This is a genomic window from Thalassotalea sp. HSM 43 (assembly GCF_004752005.1).
Classification (GTDB): Bacteria; Pseudomonadota; Gammaproteobacteria; order Enterobacterales; family Alteromonadaceae; genus Thalassotalea_A.
In genome coordinates, this window is the sequence record NZ_CP038493.1 from 3,022,501 (window position 1) to 3,039,403 (window position 16,903).

The 16,903-nt window shown below is 45.1% G+C and carries 13 protein-coding genes, 2 tRNA genes and 1 rRNA gene; 14 read left to right on the forward strand and 2 right to left on the reverse strand.

Going from position 1 to position 16,903, the window contains the following annotated elements:
* Positions 1 to 8: 8 nt before the first annotated feature.
* The 8 genes from E2K93_RS13145 (at position 9) to E2K93_RS13180 (ending at position 8,493) form a co-directional block, all read left to right on the forward strand.
* Positions 9 to 470: a DUF3305 domain-containing protein gene (locus tag E2K93_RS13145; RefSeq protein WP_135439536.1), complete on the forward strand. Its 462-nt coding sequence runs from the start codon at positions 9 to 11 to the stop codon at positions 468 to 470.
* Positions 467 to 1,162 (forward strand): DUF3306 domain-containing protein, encoded by a 696-nt coding sequence (locus E2K93_RS13150; protein ID WP_135439537.1) that lies wholly within the window; start codon positions 467 to 469, stop codon positions 1,160 to 1,162. Before E2K93_RS13145 ends, E2K93_RS13150 begins: the two co-directional genes overlap by 4 nt.
* A gap of 142 nt (positions 1,163 to 1,304) precedes the next feature.
* A complete protein-coding gene (locus E2K93_RS13155; RefSeq protein WP_189637775.1) occupies positions 1,305 to 2,969 on the forward strand; it encodes a 4Fe-4S binding protein in 1,665 nt (554 codons plus the stop codon).
* Positions 2,970 to 2,974: 5 nt separating this feature from the next.
* Complete coding sequence (locus E2K93_RS13160) at positions 2,975 to 3,592, forward strand: TorD/DmsD family molecular chaperone (protein ID WP_135439539.1); 618 nt, start codon at positions 2,975 to 2,977, stop codon at positions 3,590 to 3,592.
* A gap of 102 nt (positions 3,593 to 3,694) precedes the next feature.
* Positions 3,695 to 3,889, forward strand: coding sequence for a hypothetical protein (locus tag E2K93_RS13165; protein ID WP_135439540.1), 195 nt, complete (start codon positions 3,695 to 3,697; stop codon positions 3,887 to 3,889).
* A gap of 15 nt (positions 3,890 to 3,904) precedes the next feature.
* A complete protein-coding gene (locus E2K93_RS13170; RefSeq protein ID WP_135439541.1) occupies positions 3,905 to 6,757 on the forward strand; it encodes a formate dehydrogenase subunit alpha in 2,853 nt (950 codons plus the stop codon).
* Between the two features lie 27 nt (positions 6,758 to 6,784).
* The gene (gene fdh3B, locus E2K93_RS13175) at positions 6,785 to 7,348 is read left to right on the forward strand and encodes a formate dehydrogenase FDH3 subunit beta (protein WP_135439542.1); all 564 of its coding nucleotides are present in this window, start codon (positions 6,785 to 6,787) and stop codon (positions 7,346 to 7,348) included.
* A gap of 26 nt (positions 7,349 to 7,374) precedes the next feature.
* Positions 7,375 to 8,493, forward strand: coding sequence for a formate dehydrogenase subunit gamma (locus E2K93_RS13180; RefSeq protein WP_135439543.1), 1,119 nt, complete (start codon positions 7,375 to 7,377; stop codon positions 8,491 to 8,493).
* Between the two features lie 171 nt (positions 8,494 to 8,664).
* On the opposite strand, the gene E2K93_RS13185 is transcribed toward E2K93_RS13180, so the two are convergent.
* Entirely contained in the window at positions 8,665 to 9,429 is a 765-nt protein-coding gene (locus tag E2K93_RS13185; protein ID WP_135439544.1) for an outer membrane protein assembly factor BamD, read from the reverse strand.
* Between the two features lie 129 nt (positions 9,430 to 9,558).
* Between E2K93_RS13185 and rluD the strand changes: the two genes are divergently transcribed.
* The 3 genes from rluD (at position 9,559) to clpB (ending at position 13,952) form a co-directional block, all read left to right on the forward strand.
* Complete coding sequence (gene rluD / locus E2K93_RS13190) at positions 9,559 to 10,533, forward strand: 23S rRNA pseudouridine(1911/1915/1917) synthase RluD (RefSeq protein WP_135439545.1); 975 nt, start codon at positions 9,559 to 9,561, stop codon at positions 10,531 to 10,533.
* Positions 10,534 to 10,542: 9 nt separating this feature from the next.
* A complete protein-coding gene (gene pgeF, locus E2K93_RS13195; protein ID WP_228445305.1) occupies positions 10,543 to 11,271 on the forward strand; it encodes a peptidoglycan editing factor PgeF in 729 nt (242 codons plus the stop codon).
* Positions 11,272 to 11,378: 107 nt separating this feature from the next.
* The gene (gene clpB / locus E2K93_RS13200; protein WP_135439546.1) at positions 11,379 to 13,952 is read left to right on the forward strand and encodes an ATP-dependent chaperone ClpB; all 2,574 of its coding nucleotides are present in this window, start codon (positions 11,379 to 11,381) and stop codon (positions 13,950 to 13,952) included.
* Between the two features lie 39 nt (positions 13,953 to 13,991).
* Here clpB and E2K93_RS13205 read toward each other — a convergent pair whose 3' ends face one another.
* Entirely contained in the window at positions 13,992 to 14,402 is a 411-nt protein-coding gene (locus tag E2K93_RS13205) for a DUF4124 domain-containing protein (protein WP_135439549.1), read from the reverse strand.
* A gap of 698 nt (positions 14,403 to 15,100) precedes the next feature.
* Here E2K93_RS13205 and E2K93_RS13210 point away from each other — a divergent pair.
* From E2K93_RS13210 to E2K93_RS13220, 3 genes are all read left to right on the forward strand, one after another.
* A 16S ribosomal RNA gene (locus tag E2K93_RS13210) occupies positions 15,101 to 16,642 on the forward strand.
* A gap of 79 nt (positions 16,643 to 16,721) precedes the next feature.
* A tRNA-Ala gene (locus tag E2K93_RS13215) sits at positions 16,722 to 16,797 on the forward strand.
* Between the two features lie 19 nt (positions 16,798 to 16,816).
* A tRNA-Ile gene (locus tag E2K93_RS13220) sits at positions 16,817 to 16,893 on the forward strand.
* The last annotated feature ends 10 nt before the right edge of the window (positions 16,894 to 16,903 follow it).

Here is a 16,903-nt window from a genome sequence, read left to right on the forward strand (position 1 = left end):
GGCATAGAATGCAAAGAACCAATAACGTTTGGCCGTTGTATGTATCATTGCAAAAGCAAACCTCGACTTTTCAAGGTTGGCCCAATATTCATTGGCAACTCGACGCCTTTATCAGTGCCGATAAGGCCAAACCTGAGGGCGCAAAATTAGTTTTCCTTGAGTTGTTTCAAGATGAGCGTGCCAGTTATCGTCTTAACTTAGATCTCGACCAACCGAAATTGTTTATCGTTTGTGATGAATTAGCGGATGGCCAATGGTTGCCAATGTCTGTGACCGCAGAGCAGAGTATCGCGACCGCCTGCCTTGAGTCCGATACGCCGGTACTATCGTTAGATATGCCTGATGCCATAGCATGTTGGATTGAAGCCTTTATTACCTTGCATGGTGAAGTTGAAATTTGCGCCCATCGACGCAAACACGTTAATCGCAAAAAAGAACAAAGCAATGGCAGTGTTAGGAGACGACGATGACGTCGATGCGACAGCGCTGGCGACGTTGGCTGCAAAAAAAACAACACATTGACCAACCTAGTGAAAACAATCGTCAAAACAGCAATCTAAGCGACAAGCAAAACAGCAACCCAGCTGCAAACGCAGGTCAAGCGAGCTTTGCTGACTCGCCGCTTGACGTTGATACAGAGATAGATACAGACATTGATAAAGACGTTGATAGTGAGCATAAACCGCTTGCTGAACAACCGTCTGCGCAAGCACCCTTACCCGATCCTAAATCGATCAAACAAGGCGGCAGTTTTGCCTGTTTTATGGGAGGTGATATAGATCCTAAACAACAAGCTGATGCGTTAAAAGTACTTTGGCAACAACCGCAATTTCAGCAACTTGATGGCTTAGAGCAGTGCGACCAAGACTTTTCAAATCAGCCACTGTTGTCGTCCAATGAAAAGCAAAAGCTATTGGATCAAATCTATCGTTATGTGGTCGAAGAAGAGCCTGAGCCAAGCCAAAAGCAACAACAAGAGCTAAAGCAAGAACAACAGCAGCACCAGGCGCTAAGCGATGCTCAACTCGGTGATGACTCAAAAGATCAGCATTTGGCAAATATCGATACGCCAGAATCACAGTCAGAGGCTACAGCGAATTCTGCGCATGAATCTAAATTAACCAATGTTGGCAAACCCAGTGATAACAACGAACAAAGTTAAGCGAATGATTGCTCTGCCTTAAAGAATTGTCAGAAATATATTGCCATAGAGAATTGCCATAAGCTGTCTATACTTAGATTTCAATAGCTTACAACTAAAGCGGACTTGGGGTTTATTTACATAGGTCATGCTTGGAGTAGAGATGACATTGGATTTTCAAAAAATAAGAGAAAATGTGTATCAACGGCATCAGCCTTATCAAAATTTAATCCCTGCGACCGTATCTTACCAAACCCAAGGATATATTTTACTGATTGGTCCTGAAGATAGTGCGCGTTTGGCAAGCGCATTGTTGAGTAATCAATACAAGGTTACCATTTTAGCTACCGAGGCCATCACCAATCAAGATCAAGCGCACTTGCAACAGGCCATGGACGTTAGCCAACACTGTCAGGTCTATTACGGCAAACTCAATAGCGTCAAAGGGTTTCTAGGTCAGTTTCAAGTCAGCGTAAATCAACAGCAACAGGATATCGAGCTTGCTCGTGTGGCCATTAGGCAACCGCATTTTGATTTGATCATTGACTTAAGTCGGCAACCTATTTTGCAACAAGATCTATTGCCTGCGGGTTATTTTTATGTCGGAGCACAACAGTCGACATTGCAGCAAGTGGTTCAGGATCTACCGGATTTTATCGGTGATTTTGAAAAGCCACGTTATGCCAAAATAAACCCACAACTGTGCGCTCACTCCAATAACGACTTGATAGGCTGTCAACGTTGCCTTGAGGTGTGTCCAGCGGAGGCAATCAGTAGCGTTGATTTTCGTATCGAAATTGACCCATACCTATGTCATGGCAGTGGCAGTTGTGCAAGTGTGTGTCCCACCTCAGCGATAGAATATGACTTGCCACCTCCTATGCCATTGCAAACCTATATCCAGAATGTCGTTGCTGACTACATACAACACACGAAGATCAAACCTGTGTTGTTGTTTCATGCCCAGCAACATCAATCGGCAACGCTGACAAAACAATTACCAAGCCATATTTTGCCAATTGCGGTTGAAGAGATTGGTGTCGTTGGGGCTGAGCATTGTCTCGCTGCCATAGCCTGGGGCGCGGCGCGTGTGCTGATCGTCAATAGCGAAGCCGAAATGGTTTCGGTAACCGAGGCTCTGCAACGGCAGGTCAACTTGGTAAACGAGCTTTTGCTAAATCTGTCATTAAACAACTGTATAGAAGTTATCGACTCGAACGCTCTATGCAATGATAACAATATTGCCAACTTGGCAGCATACGTCTATCAAGACGAGGTCATTAATGCATTAGCTATCGCTGATTTTGGCGCGGATAATAAACGCCAATTGTTTTTTGCAGCACTGGATCACATCAATCATCAAACCTTGCAATTAGAGCGCGTCATTGAGGTAAAACACAGCAGTTTTGGCACCATCACCGTCGATAACGATTGTACCTTGTGTATGGCCTGCGTATCTGCCTGTCCAACTTCCGCATTGGTTGCCGGTAATGACACACCATCATTAAGCATTGTTGAGCAAAACTGTGTGCAGTGTGGTTTATGCCAGCAATCCTGTCCTGAAAAAGTGATTAACTTACAGGGGCAAATTAATTTGCAGCATCAGCAACGCAGGCAAGCGCAATTATTGCAGCAAGAGCCTGCATTTCATTGTATTAGTTGTGGCAAACCGTTTGCTACCGAGTCTATGGTCAAGCGCATGTTAACCATGTTGTCTGAACATGATGCCTTTAAAGGGCAATCGCAACGTTTGAAAATGTGCGGTGACTGCCGTGTCAGGGACATGGTTAAAGATGTCATTGATGACCCGAACAAACAATTAAGATAAATACCATGCCTGATAACTCAACCATATACCTTAATGATCGCCAGTTTCGAATCGATGTGTATCAATTGCTTGCAGCCTTAATGCGCAATGAGCCACAAACAGACATGCTGCAATTGCTCGGTAACTTGCACATAGAAACACAGCAAGCGCGCAATACTGCTTTATTAAACTGTTTTGCTCGATTGAAGCAGCAAGCCAATATGGCCGACATAGAGCAACTGCAACATCATTTCTTCGAGTTGTTTATTGGCTTATCACAAGGGGAGATCAACCCTTATGGCAGTTGGTATCGTGAAAACAAACTGATGTCGAATACCTTATTGAGGCTACGGGCTGATTTACAACAACTTGGTATTAGTCGTGAAGAACAGGTAAAAGAACCCGAAGATCATATTTCAGCGCTTTGTGAAGTCATGGCTATACTTATACAGGACAAAGCAGAGCATCAGCAGATTGTCTTCTTTGAACAACATATCGCACCATGGTTTGAGCCGCTGTGTAACAAGCTGAGCGAAAATCGTTTAAGTCCATTTTATGCCAGTGTTGGTGAGCTGGCGTCTGTGTTTTTGCAACAAGAGCAAACCTTGTTGGATCACCTGAGGATACAGGTGTCGATAAACTAAACCTCTAACGCCAATACAGTGACGATTATGGCGGTATTTTACAGGTTTCTTAATTTGTAGGCTTGTCATGCAAGTCATAACAGTAAAGGTTAAGAAGGTCGTATGAAAAAGTCAGAACGTGCCCAACGTCGCAGTTTACTTAAACTCTTGGGTATCGCCGGTGCCACCAGCGTGGTCGCACCAAAATTATCGGCAACCGTTGTCGACCCCCAGCCTAAAAATAACAACACGCCTCAAAGCGGATACCACGAAACGGAACATATACGACAATTCTATCGGTCGTTACAAGACCACTAATTCGGAGTGTCACCGATGAAATTAACCAGAAAGGTAGCGCCCAAGGTTGACCCGCAAAACCATGATGAGGGTATGGGTAGACGTCAATTTCTCAAGTCAGCCGGTATCACCGCAACGGGTGTGGCGACCGCTGCTGCGTTTGCACCGTCAATGATGCGCAAAAGCCAAGCGAGCGAATATGTAAGTCACGATGTTCCTACACAAGTGAAACGCAGCATTTGTAGTGCTTGCGCGGTGGGGTGCGGTATTTACGCCGAAGTACAAAATGGCGTATGGACCGGACAAGAACCTGCGTTTGATCACCCAATATCAAAAGGCAGTCACTGCGCCAAAGGCGCCGCTGAACGAGAGCATGGTCAAGGCAAGCGTCGAGTCAGATACCCTCTAAAATTAATCGATGGCAAATGGCAGAAATTATCATGGGAGCAGGCTTTGTCGGAAGTGACCGACAAAATGAAGTCGATTCGCAAGCAATCCGGACCAGACTCGATTTACTTTATGGGCAGCGCCAAATTCTCTAACGAAAGTGCCTACCTTTATCGCAAACTAGCGGCAATGTGGGGGACCAATAATGTCGATCATTCGGCTCGAATTTGTCATTCAACCACCGTTGCCGGTGTCGCTAATACCTGGGGCTATGGTGCGCAAACCAATTCTTTAAATGATATGCATAACGCTAAATCGATTTTGCTTATCGGTTCAAACCCGGCTGAAGCACATCCTATCGCGATGAAACATATTTTAATTGCCAAAGAAAGGGGCGCTAAAATCGTCGTCGCCGATCCGCGTTTTACCCGCACCGCCGTGCATGCAGACCTTTATTGCCCATTAAGACCCGGTACGGATATCCCATTTATTTATGGATTACTTTGGCATATTTTTGATAACAACTGGCAAGACGATGAATTTATTAAAACCCGTGTATTCGCGATGGAAGATATACGCGAAGAGGTGAAAAATTACGATCCTGATACGGTCAGTGATATAACCGGCGTTGATAAAAAAACGCTATTTGAGGCGGCTAAGACCATTTCTGAAAACCGCCCTGGTGGCATCACTTGGTGTATGGGCGGCACGCAGCATCATATCGGTAATTCCAATACTCGAGTGTATTGTATCTTGCAATTGGCATTAGGAAATTTAGGTGTCAGCGGCGGTGGAGCCAATATTTTGCGTGGTCACGACAACGTGCAAGGCGCCACAGATTTGGGCGTGTTATTTGATACGTTACCTGGTTATTACGGTTTAACAACCGGATCGTGGCAGCATTGGAGTCGCGTATGGGGGCTAGACTATGAGTGGGTAAAAGGTAACTTTAATCAAGGCGAATATCTAGGTCGCCAACCTATGACCAGCCCAGGGATCCCTTGTTCTCGATGGCACGACGGTGTGCTTGAAGAAAAGAAAAACATCGCTCAAGCCGATAACATTCGATTGGCGTTCTTTTGGGGGCAGTCAGTTAATACCGAAACCCGTCAAAATGAAGTCAGAGAGGCACTCGATAAGCTGGAAACCATTGTGGTCGTAGACCCGTATCCAACCATGGCCTCGGTATTACACAATCGTAAAGACGGGGTCTATATATTACCGGCCTGTACCTGCTATGAATCATACGGTAGTGTGACCAATACCAGTCGCAGTATTCAATGGCGTGAAAAAGTCATTGAACCGATTTTTGAATCGAAACCCGATACTGAAATCATGTATTTATTATCAAAACACTTGGGTTTTGACAAACAGTTCACCAAAAACATTGCCAAGACCGATACCGGCATTCTAATTGAAGACATAACCCGAGAATTCAATAAAGGTATGTGGACCATTGGCATGTCGGGGCAAAGTCCTGAACGGTTAAAATACCATACCATGCATTGGGGTGAGTTCAGTTATGACGATTTAGTCGCCAGCAGCGGTGAAGCAAAAGGTGAGGTCTACGGCTTACCTTGGCCATGTTGGGGCACGCCAGACATTGGCCACCCAGGCTCAACCATTCTTTATAACACCAATTTACATGTTAAAGACGGCGGTTCAAATTTCAGAGCTAGGTTTGGCGTTGAGTATCAAGGCAAGAGTTTGTTAGCCGATGGCACTTATTCAAAAGGGTCAGAGATTAAGGATGGCTACCCCGAGTTTAGTGCGGATATGCTCAAACAATTGGGTTGGTGGGATGATTTAACCGAACAGGAACAACAGCAGGCCGAAGGTCGTAATTGGAAAACCGATCTGTCCGGCGGCATCATACGTGTCGCCCTCGAGCATGGCTGCTCACCTTATGGTAATGCGAAAGCACGCTGTAAGGTCTGGACATTTCCTGATCCTGTGCCGATTCATCGCGAACCTCTTTATGCTCCGCGTCGCGATTTGGTGGCGAAATATCCAACCTATGAAGATATGCGCGTACATCGCTTACCGACCTTGTATCGCTCCATTCAAGAGCAGGACTTTACCGATAAATACCCTCTTCAGCTCAGCTCTGGTCGCTTGGTTGAATACGAAGGGGGCGGCGAAGAGACTCGAACCAATGCTTGGTTAGCGGAGCTACAACAAGAGATGTTTGTTGAAATTCACCCAACAGATGCTGCCGCTCGCAATATAAATAATTGGGATGATGTCTGGTTAGAAGGGGCCGAAGGTGGCCGTATTAAAATCAAAGCCATGGTCACACCTCGCGTACGAGAAGGCTTAGCGTGGATGCCATTTCACTTTGCCGGCTTCATGAGCGGTGAAAATCTTATTGATAAATATCCTGATGGTACTGCTCCTTATGTGCTCGGTGAGTCAGCCAACACGGCATTAACCTATGGTTATGATCCGGTAACTCAAATGCAAGAAACCAAATGCTCGTTATGCCAAATAGAAAAAGCGTAACAGCAGGTAAATCAGAGGCTATGTAACATGGCGAAAATGAAATTCTTATGTGATACCGAACGTTGCATTGAATGTAACGGTTGCGTCACGGCGTGCAAAAATGAAAACGATACGGCCTTGCAATGGGGCATTCAACGTCGGCGAGTGGTCACACTCAACGAAGGCGGTCCCGGTGAAGCGTCGATTAGTATTTCCTGTATGCATTGTGATGATGCGCCGTGCATGCAAGTCTGCCCGGTTAAAGTCATCTACAAAACGGATGACGGTATCGTCTTACACGACAAAGATGGCTGCATTGGTTGTGGCTATTGCTTGTATGCTTGCCCTTACGGTGCTCCTCAGTTTGAACAAGATGGTGATTTTGGCAACCGCGGTAAAATGGATAAATGCACATTTTGCGCAGGCGGCCCAGAAGAAGATCACAGTCAGGCCGAGAAAGAGAAATACGGCGCCAATCGTATCGCCGAAGGTAAATTGCCATTATGTGCTGAATTTTGCGCAACCAAAGCATTATTAGCTGGCGACGCGAAGATCATAGGCGACATATTTGAGCAACGAGTAAATTTTCGAAATGCTAAAAATGTGGGTTAACCACATTGCACCACATTGGAGGATGTATGAACAACATAGGCAACATTGTCAGCAAGATGTTGATACAGACGTTATGTATTCTCTCACTTTTTGGCAATATCTGTTACGCACAAAATAATCAACAGCAGCCTGAAAACTATGTGTTATTGGCGGCAGAGCAAACCTCTAGCCAAGGACAGTCAGGGCAAACTGCAACGGCATCAGAGAGCAACTACCCGCCAATTTCCCCTGAAATACGTGCGGTATTAGAAAGCACTGGGGTAACAGAAGTACAGGATTGGTCGGCGTTGGGCAGCACGACCACAGGCTTCACGGTGTCGCAAAGTGTGTTTCATCCACAAGCGATTAATCCATATGATTTGCGATTAATTAATTTGCGCAGTGATATGCTGGCGCCGGGTTTTATTGTCGCGTTTTTTGGCATGATCGTTGTATTTACCTTATTTTCGGTTATCAATGGCGCTGCGAAAGTGCAAGGGGGCATGAGTGGCAAATCGCTAAAACGTTGGTCAACGTATGATGTCTTTATTCATTGGCTGTGTGCCTTACCCTGTATTTTATTGATCTTTTCGGGCATGACGTTATTAGCGGGTCGTTACTATATTGAACCGAATGTCGGCAATAGCACCTGGGATTCGATGATATATTACGCCAAGGCATCTCACGATGTTTTGGTTTACCCTTTTGTTATTGGTTGGCTATTAATTTGCGTTAGTTGGTTAAAAGACCAATGGCCAAAACTGTACGATATCAGCTGGTTTAAGGCCGGCGGTGGTTATATTAACTTTGGGCCAATGAAAGGCAAGCATCCAGATTCAGGCTTTGTAAACGCGGGCGAAAAAATATGGTTCTGGTGTTTGGCATTAGCGGGTGTGTTGTTGGTTGCTTCGGGGATTGTATTAATGTTTCCAGCACAATTGGATGTCAGTAGAACACTCAGTGTGTTAGCGCTCATCGTTCATGCCAGTTCGGCATTGGTTATTGCAGCCTTTGCGGTAGTGCATATTTTTATGGCAACCGTACTCGCACCCGGCACATTGTCGGCAATGACCACAGGCTATGTTGATGAGAATTGGGCGAAACAGCATCATAACCTTTGGTTTGATGAGATAAATGCCAACAACACCATCGAATATAAAAAATAAGCACGTTACATATCAGATGTCCTAGGCAGATGTCTTAATCATATGTCTTAATCATATGTCTTAATCATATGTCTTTGTCAGATCTGTTAGGCAATTGCTTAAATCAATCAGCATAAAAAAGCCCGCTTAATGCGGGCTTTTTGTGTCAATATTCAAATCTCAGAGCAAGGCTTACAAGCCTTTTACATTTGGATTGTTAGGGTAATTCAATGTCATTACCTGGCGTGCGTTGGTTTGTAAGTCAGTAAGGCCAAGTTTACCGTATGCTTCAATCATGATCTCTAGAGCAAATTCTACTTGTGGGCCAGGGCCAAAATACTCAACGATATAACGACCTCGGTTTGCTGCCGCGGCGTAAGCTTTACGCTTCATAAAAAATCTTGCAGCGGATAACTCATAGTCAGCCAAACGACTTTTGATCGCTAACATGCGCTGATGTGCATCTTTGGCGTATTTACTTTCAGGATATTGAGTTAAAATGGTTCTAAAATCATTGAATGCTGCACGTGCGTGTTGTGGATCACGGTCAGAACGGTCAATGCCCGCCATTTCCTGAAATAGGTTTTCTTCCAACGACTGGTTAATTAAACCACGAATATAGTGGACGTAATCAACGTTTTTGTGATTTGGGTTTAAGCGTAAAAAGCGTTCTGCTAAGGCGGTACCTTGGGCAGAATCACCTGATTTGTAATACGCATAGAGAAGATCCAGTTGTACTTGATGCGAAATTGCGCCAAATGGGTAACGTGAATCGATAGCCGATAAAATCGGAATGGCTTTTTGGTAAAGGCCGTTATCTAAGGCGCTACGAGCGTCTTGATACAAAGCTTGAGCTGATTTATCTGGCACCTTTTCAACATCGTCAGGTGAAGAAGAACAACCGGCTAATCCTAGAAACAGCGCTAAGGCAGCAATTTTTAATGTAAACTTGTTCATAGTAATTGGGATTAAAACCTTAAAAATAATTATGAAAGCGATGCCCGATACGGGTAAAATAGCTTTAATTTTCTAATGTTGGCATTCTAACCTAGCTTTTGTGATTTTCACAAACTTAAAGAGACATTAATGACAGAAATTATAGAACATCAACAAATTGTGCCTGATTCTTGTTTGGGTAAACGCCTTGATCAAACCTTAGCAGTGCTATTTCCGGAGTACTCTCGTTCACGACTAAAAGAATGGGTACTGGCTGGAAACGTTAAGGTAAATGGCGACGTAATCACCAAAGCCCGCGAAAAAATGTTGGGCGGTGAATCTATACATCTTAGTGCACAAATTGAAGCTGAAGTTCATTATGAAGCACAAAATATTGAATTAAATATTGTTTATGAAGATGACGATATCCTAGTAATCAACAAACCAGCAGGTTTGGTGGTGCATCCAGGCGCCGGTAACCCTGATGGTACGGTGTTAAATGCATTGCTGCATCACTGCTCTAAATTAGAGTTATTGCCTCGTGCTGGTATTGTTCATCGATTAGATAAAGACACGACCGGTTTAATGGTTGTCGCGAAAACCATTGCTGCTCAGACAGCCTTGGTTGATGCATTGCAGGCTCGAGAAATTACTCGTGAATATGAAGCAATCGCTAATGGCGTTATGACTGCCGGTGGATTGGTTGATGAACCGATTGGCCGTCACCCGACAAAACGAACTCATATGGCAGTGACCATGTCAGGTCGTCCATCGGTAACGCATTATCGAGTGATGGAAAAGTATCGCAACCACACTCGACTGCGTTTGCGCTTGGAAACAGGGCGTACCCATCAAATTCGTGTGCATATGTCACATATTGCTCATCCATTGGTTGGTGATCCTGTGTATGGTGGTCGACCGCGTCCACCAAAAGGCGCATCACAAGACTTACTTGATTTGTTACGTGGCTTTAAACGCCAAGCGTTGCATGCAACCATGTTATCTCTATATCACCCGATTAATGGCGAGTTAATGACTTGGCATGCGCCTGTACCGGATGACATGATTTCGGTATGTGATGCGTTAAAGCTTGATGCCCAATTGCATCATCAGGAAGAGTATTAGGAGTGTTTTTTGGCGGCAATTAACCTTGATTGGCAGGGAAAGTCATTAAGTTATGCCTTCACCACGCAACGTGATGGTGGTTGTTCAACGGCACCGTTTGCGAGTTTAAATTTGGCCTATCATGTCGGTGATGATGCAAACTGCGTTGCCGAAAATCGGCAAACGATTGCGCCATTACTGCCAGGTAAACAAATACAGTGGTTAAACCAAGTTCATGCTGCCGATGTCGCTCGTGTTGACACCGTATCAATAGAACCATTAACCGCTGACGCCGCCTTTACTAACAAAGCCGATATCGCATTGGCAATAATGACCGCCGATTGTTTGCCAATTTTATTGATTAACAAACAAGGCACTGAAATTGCGGCAATTCATGGTGGTTGGCGTCCTTTGTCTGCTAACATTATTGCCAATACTTTGGCTTGCTTTAGCTGTGATAACGATGAGATCTATGCTTGGCTAGGGCCATGTATTGGACCTCGTTGTTTTGAAGTTGGCGCCGAAGTATTGAGCATATTTGCAACACAGTCCGCCGACTTTACGGCGTGTTTCAGCGCAACGTCTGACAACAAATATTTAGCTGACTTGCATGCCATCGCCGAGCAGCAATTAAATCGTCTTGGTGTTAGTCAAATTAGCCGCAATAGTGATTGTACATACACCCTTGCGGACAAATATTTTTCTTATCGAAGAGACCAGCAAACTGGACGAATGGCCAGCTTTATCGCCATGCGTTAAGCAAGCGAAAAAATAAAATTAGCCACCACCCCTTGAAATCATTCGTTTTAATTCTTATCTAAGTAACAAGACCTTAGCAAAATTATGGTTATTGTTAGGAGTAATTTATGCGAATAGATAAGCTTACCCAAAAATTTCAACAGGCTTTAGCTGACGCACAAAGTTTAGCGTTAGGTAAAGATCATCAATTTATTGAACCTGCACATTTAATGTTGGCGCTGTTAAATCAAAGCGGCAGCAGCATCTTGCCTATTCTCAAACAATCTGGTGTTGATGTCAGTGCGTTACGTGGCAAATTGAATGACATGTTAGCGCAATTGGTGCAGGTCGATGGTGTCGGCGGTGAAATTCAGGTTTCTAACCAACTCGCCTCATTATTAAATCTGTGCGATAAATTAGCGCAAAAGCAGGGTGATAAATACATTTCATCGGAAATCTTTTTATTAGCGGCTATAGAAGATAAAGGCCCTTTAGGCAGCTACCTCAAGCAAGTTAATATTAAGCCAGCGCAAATCAAAGCGGCAATTGAGCAAGCCCGTGGTGGTCAAGCCGTTAATGATCCGAATGCTGAAGATACCAGACAGGCGCTGGAAAAATATACCGTTAATCTCACCGAGCGTGCCGAACAAGGCAAATTAGATCCGGTCATTGGTCGTGATGAAGAAATTCGTCGTACCGTGCAAGTGTTGCAACGCCGCACCAAAAACAACCCCGTGTTAATTGGTCAGCCAGGTGTTGGTAAAACCGCCATCGTTGAAGGATTGGCACAACGCATTGTCAATGGCGAAGTGCCGGAAGGTTTGAAAAACAAACATGTCTTATCGTTAGACATGGGCGCGTTGATTGCCGGCGCAAAGTTTCGTGGCGAATTTGAAGAGCGCTTAAAAGCGGTGCTTAATGAGCTGGCCAAAGAAGAAGGTCAAATCATCTTATTTATCGATGAGCTACATACCATGGTCGGCGCCGGTAAAGCCGATGGTGCCATGGATGCGGGTAATATGTTAAAACCAGCGTTAGCCCGTGGTGAATTGCATTGTGTTGGCGCAACAACGTTAGATGAATATCGTCAATATGTTGAAAAAGACGCAGCGTTAGAACGACGTTTTCAAAAGGTCTTGGTAGAAGAGCCAAGCGTAGAAGATACCATAGCGATATTGCGTGGCCTAAAAGAGCGTTATGAATTACACCATAGTGTGGATATTACCGATCCGGCGATAGTGTCGGCGGCCAGTTTATCGCATCGCTACATCAGTGATCGTCAGTTGCCGGACAAAGCCATCGATCTCATTGATGAAGCCGCATCGAGTATTCGCATGCAAATGGACTCCAAACCAGAAGATCTTGATCGATTGGAGCGCCGTCTTATCCAACTCAAGCTTGAGCAAAAAGCGGTCGAAAAGGAAACCGATGCCGCATCTAAAAAGCGCTTACAACTGATGGAAGACGAAATCGCCAGTTTGCAAAGCAATTATGATCAACTCGAACAAGTTTGGAAAAATGAAAAAGCCTCTCTTTATGGTGCGCAAACCATTAAAGCCGATTTAGAACAAGCACGTCTTGATTTGGAAATGGCACAACGCTCTGGCGATCTAAACCGTATGTCGGAGTTGCAGTACGGTCGAATCCCCGAATTGGAAAGGCAACTGCAAGGCGCGGTCGATACCGAACAAAGCGAACTTACTTTGCTCAAGAATCGTGTAACCGATATAGAAATAGCCGAAGTTTTATCCAAGGCCACCGGGATCCCTGTCGCTAAGATGCTTGAAGGAGAGCGCGACAAGTTATTGCATATGGAGCAAGACCTGCAAAAACGGGTTATTGGTCAACAAGAAGCTTTGCAAGCTGTCTCTAATGCAATCCGTCGTTCTCGCGCTGGACTTGCTGACCCTAATCAACCGATCGGCTCTTTTATGTTTTTGGGTCCGACAGGGGTGGGCAAAACAGAGCTAACCAAAGCGTTGGCGAACTTTTTGTTTGATAGTGAAGATGCGTTAATTCGTGTTGATATGTCAGAGTTTATGGAGAAACACTCGGTTGCCAGATTAATCGGTGCGCCTCCAGGCTATGTTGGTTATGAAGAAGGCGGTTATATTACTGAGGCCGTGCGTCGTAAACCTTATTCGGTGATACTGTTGGATGAAATTGAAAAGGCACATCCGGATGTCTTCAACATATTATTGCAGGTGTTAGACGATGGTCGTTTAACCGATGGTCAAGGACGCACCGTTGATTTTCGAAACACGGTAATTATTATGACCTCGAACATGGGCTCCGATATTATTCAGGAAATGGCGAGCGAAGCACACTACGAGCAGCTGCGCCAGACGGTTATGGCGGTGGTCGCGCAACATTTTAAACCGGAATTTATTAACCGTATCGATGAGTCAGTGGTATTTCACCCACTTAATGCCGAGCAAATACAGCAAATCGCTAAGATTCAAATTCGTCAATTGGCGAAACGTTTGCAAGACAAACAACTCGATTTACAAATTAGCGAAAAGGTTATTGCTAAGGTAGCCGAAGCTGGGTTTGATCCGGTGTTTGGTGCGAGACCGTTAAAACGAGCGATTCAACATCAGATTGAAAACCCATTAGCTCAGGAAATATTAACGGGTAAGTTCGTACCGGAAAGCAGCATTGTGCTCGATGTGGATGAAGCGGGCAATCTGACCATCGAATAGGGCTAAGTTAACAATTGTCGTTATAACAAAGATGGAGATTTACTGGCAGTAAATCTCCACTTCTTTTTCGCTTAATGCGATTCGATCTAATCGTTCTTTATCGGTAAGCAATCGGGAGCGACCATCAGCATCGGTCATCTCAACTTTATCGAATTCGGTTAATGTACGTAGGTTTGCTTGGGCATTTTTGCAATTAATGCTTGATGCTTGCGCTAAGTCAGGTGTTTGCTCATCGCCTTCTTTCTTCACTTCTTTCATTGGTGATTTAACCGGCGAGTAGGATGTTGCCACCTTTACTTCTTCATAATCTTCTTTGATAGGTTCGTGTTGCCCATAGTGGACCACACCATTTTCATCTACCCAGCGATAGACCGTCACATCTTGAGCAAACGCTGTGACACTTATAGTTAGCGCTAAAAGCGCAGATATATTTATTAAAGCACTGGTCATATGAATCCTTCAATATAAAACGTGTAATGCCTTCCGTAGTATCTATATAGTGTTTTTTAACTTTATATATAGAATAACTCCTTAGTTATAGCTGCCATTATAAAGATCATTAACTGGTCTGGCTAGCCACCTACGTTCAATTTTTGTACGTGAGGGTTGTGCAGGGTTACATAAAGTTACATTTTGGCGCGGTAAAACAACACTTTTGTCTATTTGTTGACCGCTTGAACGGTTTTTTCAAAAAAACTTAAAAAACGTGTTGACCTCAGCTCAGAAATCCCTAAAATGCGCCTCCACTTCCACAGGGGAATGCGCCAACGGCCAGTCACCGGTAGAAGTGAGATTTGCAGTTTGTCAGAGTTAGGAATTAACAATGACAAACGACAACAAATTAATTTGAAGTTTTTTAAATTAATCGGTTGACAACAAATCTGGGATGGGTAAAATGCACATCCTGCTTCGGGCAAGCCCAGAAGCAACAAGCACTAGCGAATGCGTCTAATGCTTAATTCTTTAACAATTAGTTATCATGCAATTTGTGTGAGCACTCACAAGATAAGATGGTTTTACCATTAAGTCTTTTTAAGACTTTACTTGATGAGTTCTCATGCAAACGACAATTTATGTCAAAAATGTTTTTCGTAAGAGAAACAGCAACAGAATTCATTGAGTCGAAACATTTGTTTCAAACAACTTTTTAATTGAAGAGTTTGATCATGGCTCAGATTGAACGCTGGCGGCAGGCTTAACACATGCAAGTCGAGCGGAAACGAAGAGTAGCTTGCTACTCTGGCGTCGAGCGGCGGACGGGTGAGTAATGCTTGGGAATATGCCTTGAGGTGGGGGACAACAGTTGGAAACGACTGCTAATACCGCATAATGTCTACGGACCAAAGGAGGGGATCTTCGGACCTTTCGCCTTTAGATTAGCCCAAGTGAGATTAGTTAGTTGGTGGGGTAATGGCCTACCAAGACGACGATCTCTAGCTGGTTTGAGAGGATGATCAGCCACACTGGGACTGAGACACGGCCCAGACTCCTACGGGAGGCAGCAGTGGGGAATATTGCACAATGGGGGAAACCCTGATGCAGCCATGCCGCGTGTGTGAAGAAGGCCTTCGGGTTGTAAAGCACTTTCAGTCGTGAGGAAAGGTAAGTAGTTAATAACTGCTTACTGTGACGTTAGCGACAGAAGAAGCACCGGCTAACTCCGTGCCAGCAGCCGCGGTAATACGGAGGGTGCGAGCGTTAATCGGAATTACTGGGCGTAAAGCGTGCGTAGGCGGTTTGTTAAGCGAGATGTGAAAGCCCAGGGCTCAACCTTGGAACTGCATTTCGAACTGGCAGGCTAGAGTATTGTAGAGGGTGGTGGAATTTCCAGTGTAGCGGTGAAATGCGTAGAGATTGGAAGGAACATCAGTGGCGAAGGCGGCCACCTGGACAAATACTGACGCTGAGGCACGAAAGCGTGGGGAGCAAACAGGATTAGATACCCTGGTAGTCCACGCCGTAAACGATGTCAACTAGCTGTCTGTAGACTTGATCTGTGGGTAGCGTAGCTAACGCGCTAAGTTGACCGCCTGGGGAGTACGGCCGCAAGGTTAAAACTCAAATGAATTGACGGGGGCCCGCACAAGCGGTGGAGCATGTGGTTTAATTCGATGCAACGCGAAGAACCTTACCATCCCTTGACATCCAGAGAATTTACTAGAGATAGTTTAGTGCCTTCGGGAACTCTGAGACAGGTGCTGCATGGCTGTCGTCAGCTCGTGTTGTGAAATGTTGGGTTAAGTCCCGCAACGAGCGCAACCCCTATCCTTATTTGCCAGCGCTTCGGGCGGGAACTCTAAGGAGACTGCCGGTGATAAACCGGAGGAAGGTGGGGACGACGTCAAGTCATCATGGCCCTTACGGGATGGGCTACACACGTGCTACAATGGCAGATACAGAGGGCAGCAAGACCGCGAGGTGGAGCGAATCCCACAAAGTTTGTCGTAGTCCGGATCGGAGTCTGCAACTCGACTCCGTGAAGTCGGAATCGCTAGTAATCGTGGATCAGAATGCCACGGTGAATACGTTCCCGGGCCTTGTACACACCGCCCGTCACACCATGGGAGTGGGTTGCAAAAGAAGTAGCTAGCTTAACCTTCGGGAGAGCGGTTACCACTTTGTGATTCATGACTGGGGTGAAGTCGTAACAAGGTAACCCTAGGGGAACCTGGGGTTGGATCACCTCCTTACCTTAAGTAAAACGCTTACTTGTTGAGTGTTCACACAAATTGCATCGATAACGAATTAGAAGAGAAGTATCTCAGTAGTGGGGCTATAGCTCAGCTGGGAGAGCGCCTGCCTTGCACGCAGGAGGTCAGCAGTTCGATCCTGCTTAGCTCCACCATTTACTGAACCAAAACAGTAGGTCTGTAGCTCAGCTGGTTAGAGCGCACCCCTGATAAGGGTGAGGTCGGTAGTTCAAGTCTACTCAGACCTACCAATTTTGCACT

Excerpts from the sequence above, each read along its gene's own strand:
- E2K93_RS13145 (WP_135439536.1), top strand. The coding sequence starts at position 9 with ATGCAAAGAACCAATAACGTTTGGCCGTTGTATGTATCATTGCAAAAG.
- E2K93_RS13150 (WP_135439537.1), top strand. The coding sequence starts at position 467 with ATGACGTCGATGCGACAGCGCTGGCGACGTTGGCTGCAAAAAAAACAA.
- E2K93_RS13155 (WP_189637775.1), top strand. The coding sequence starts at position 1,305 with ATGACATTGGATTTTCAAAAAATAAGAGAAAATGTGTATCAACGGCAT.
- E2K93_RS13160 (WP_135439539.1), top strand. The coding sequence starts at position 2,975 with ATGCCTGATAACTCAACCATATACCTTAATGATCGCCAGTTTCGAATC.
- E2K93_RS13165 (WP_135439540.1), top strand. The coding sequence starts at position 3,695 with ATGAAAAAGTCAGAACGTGCCCAACGTCGCAGTTTACTTAAACTCTTG.
- E2K93_RS13170 (WP_135439541.1), top strand. The coding sequence starts at position 3,905 with ATGAAATTAACCAGAAAGGTAGCGCCCAAGGTTGACCCGCAAAACCAT.
- fdh3B (WP_135439542.1), top strand. The coding sequence starts at position 6,785 with ATGGCGAAAATGAAATTCTTATGTGATACCGAACGTTGCATTGAATGT.
- E2K93_RS13180 (WP_135439543.1), top strand. The coding sequence starts at position 7,375 with ATGAACAACATAGGCAACATTGTCAGCAAGATGTTGATACAGACGTTA.
- E2K93_RS13185 (WP_135439544.1), bottom strand. The coding sequence starts at position 9,429 with ATGAACAAGTTTACATTAAAAATTGCTGCCTTAGCGCTGTTTCTAGGA.
- rluD (WP_135439545.1), top strand. The coding sequence starts at position 9,559 with ATGACAGAAATTATAGAACATCAACAAATTGTGCCTGATTCTTGTTTG.
- clpB (WP_135439546.1), top strand. The coding sequence starts at position 11,379 with ATGCGAATAGATAAGCTTACCCAAAAATTTCAACAGGCTTTAGCTGAC.
- E2K93_RS13205 (WP_135439549.1), bottom strand. The coding sequence starts at position 14,402 with ATGACCAGTGCTTTAATAAATATATCTGCGCTTTTAGCGCTAACTATA.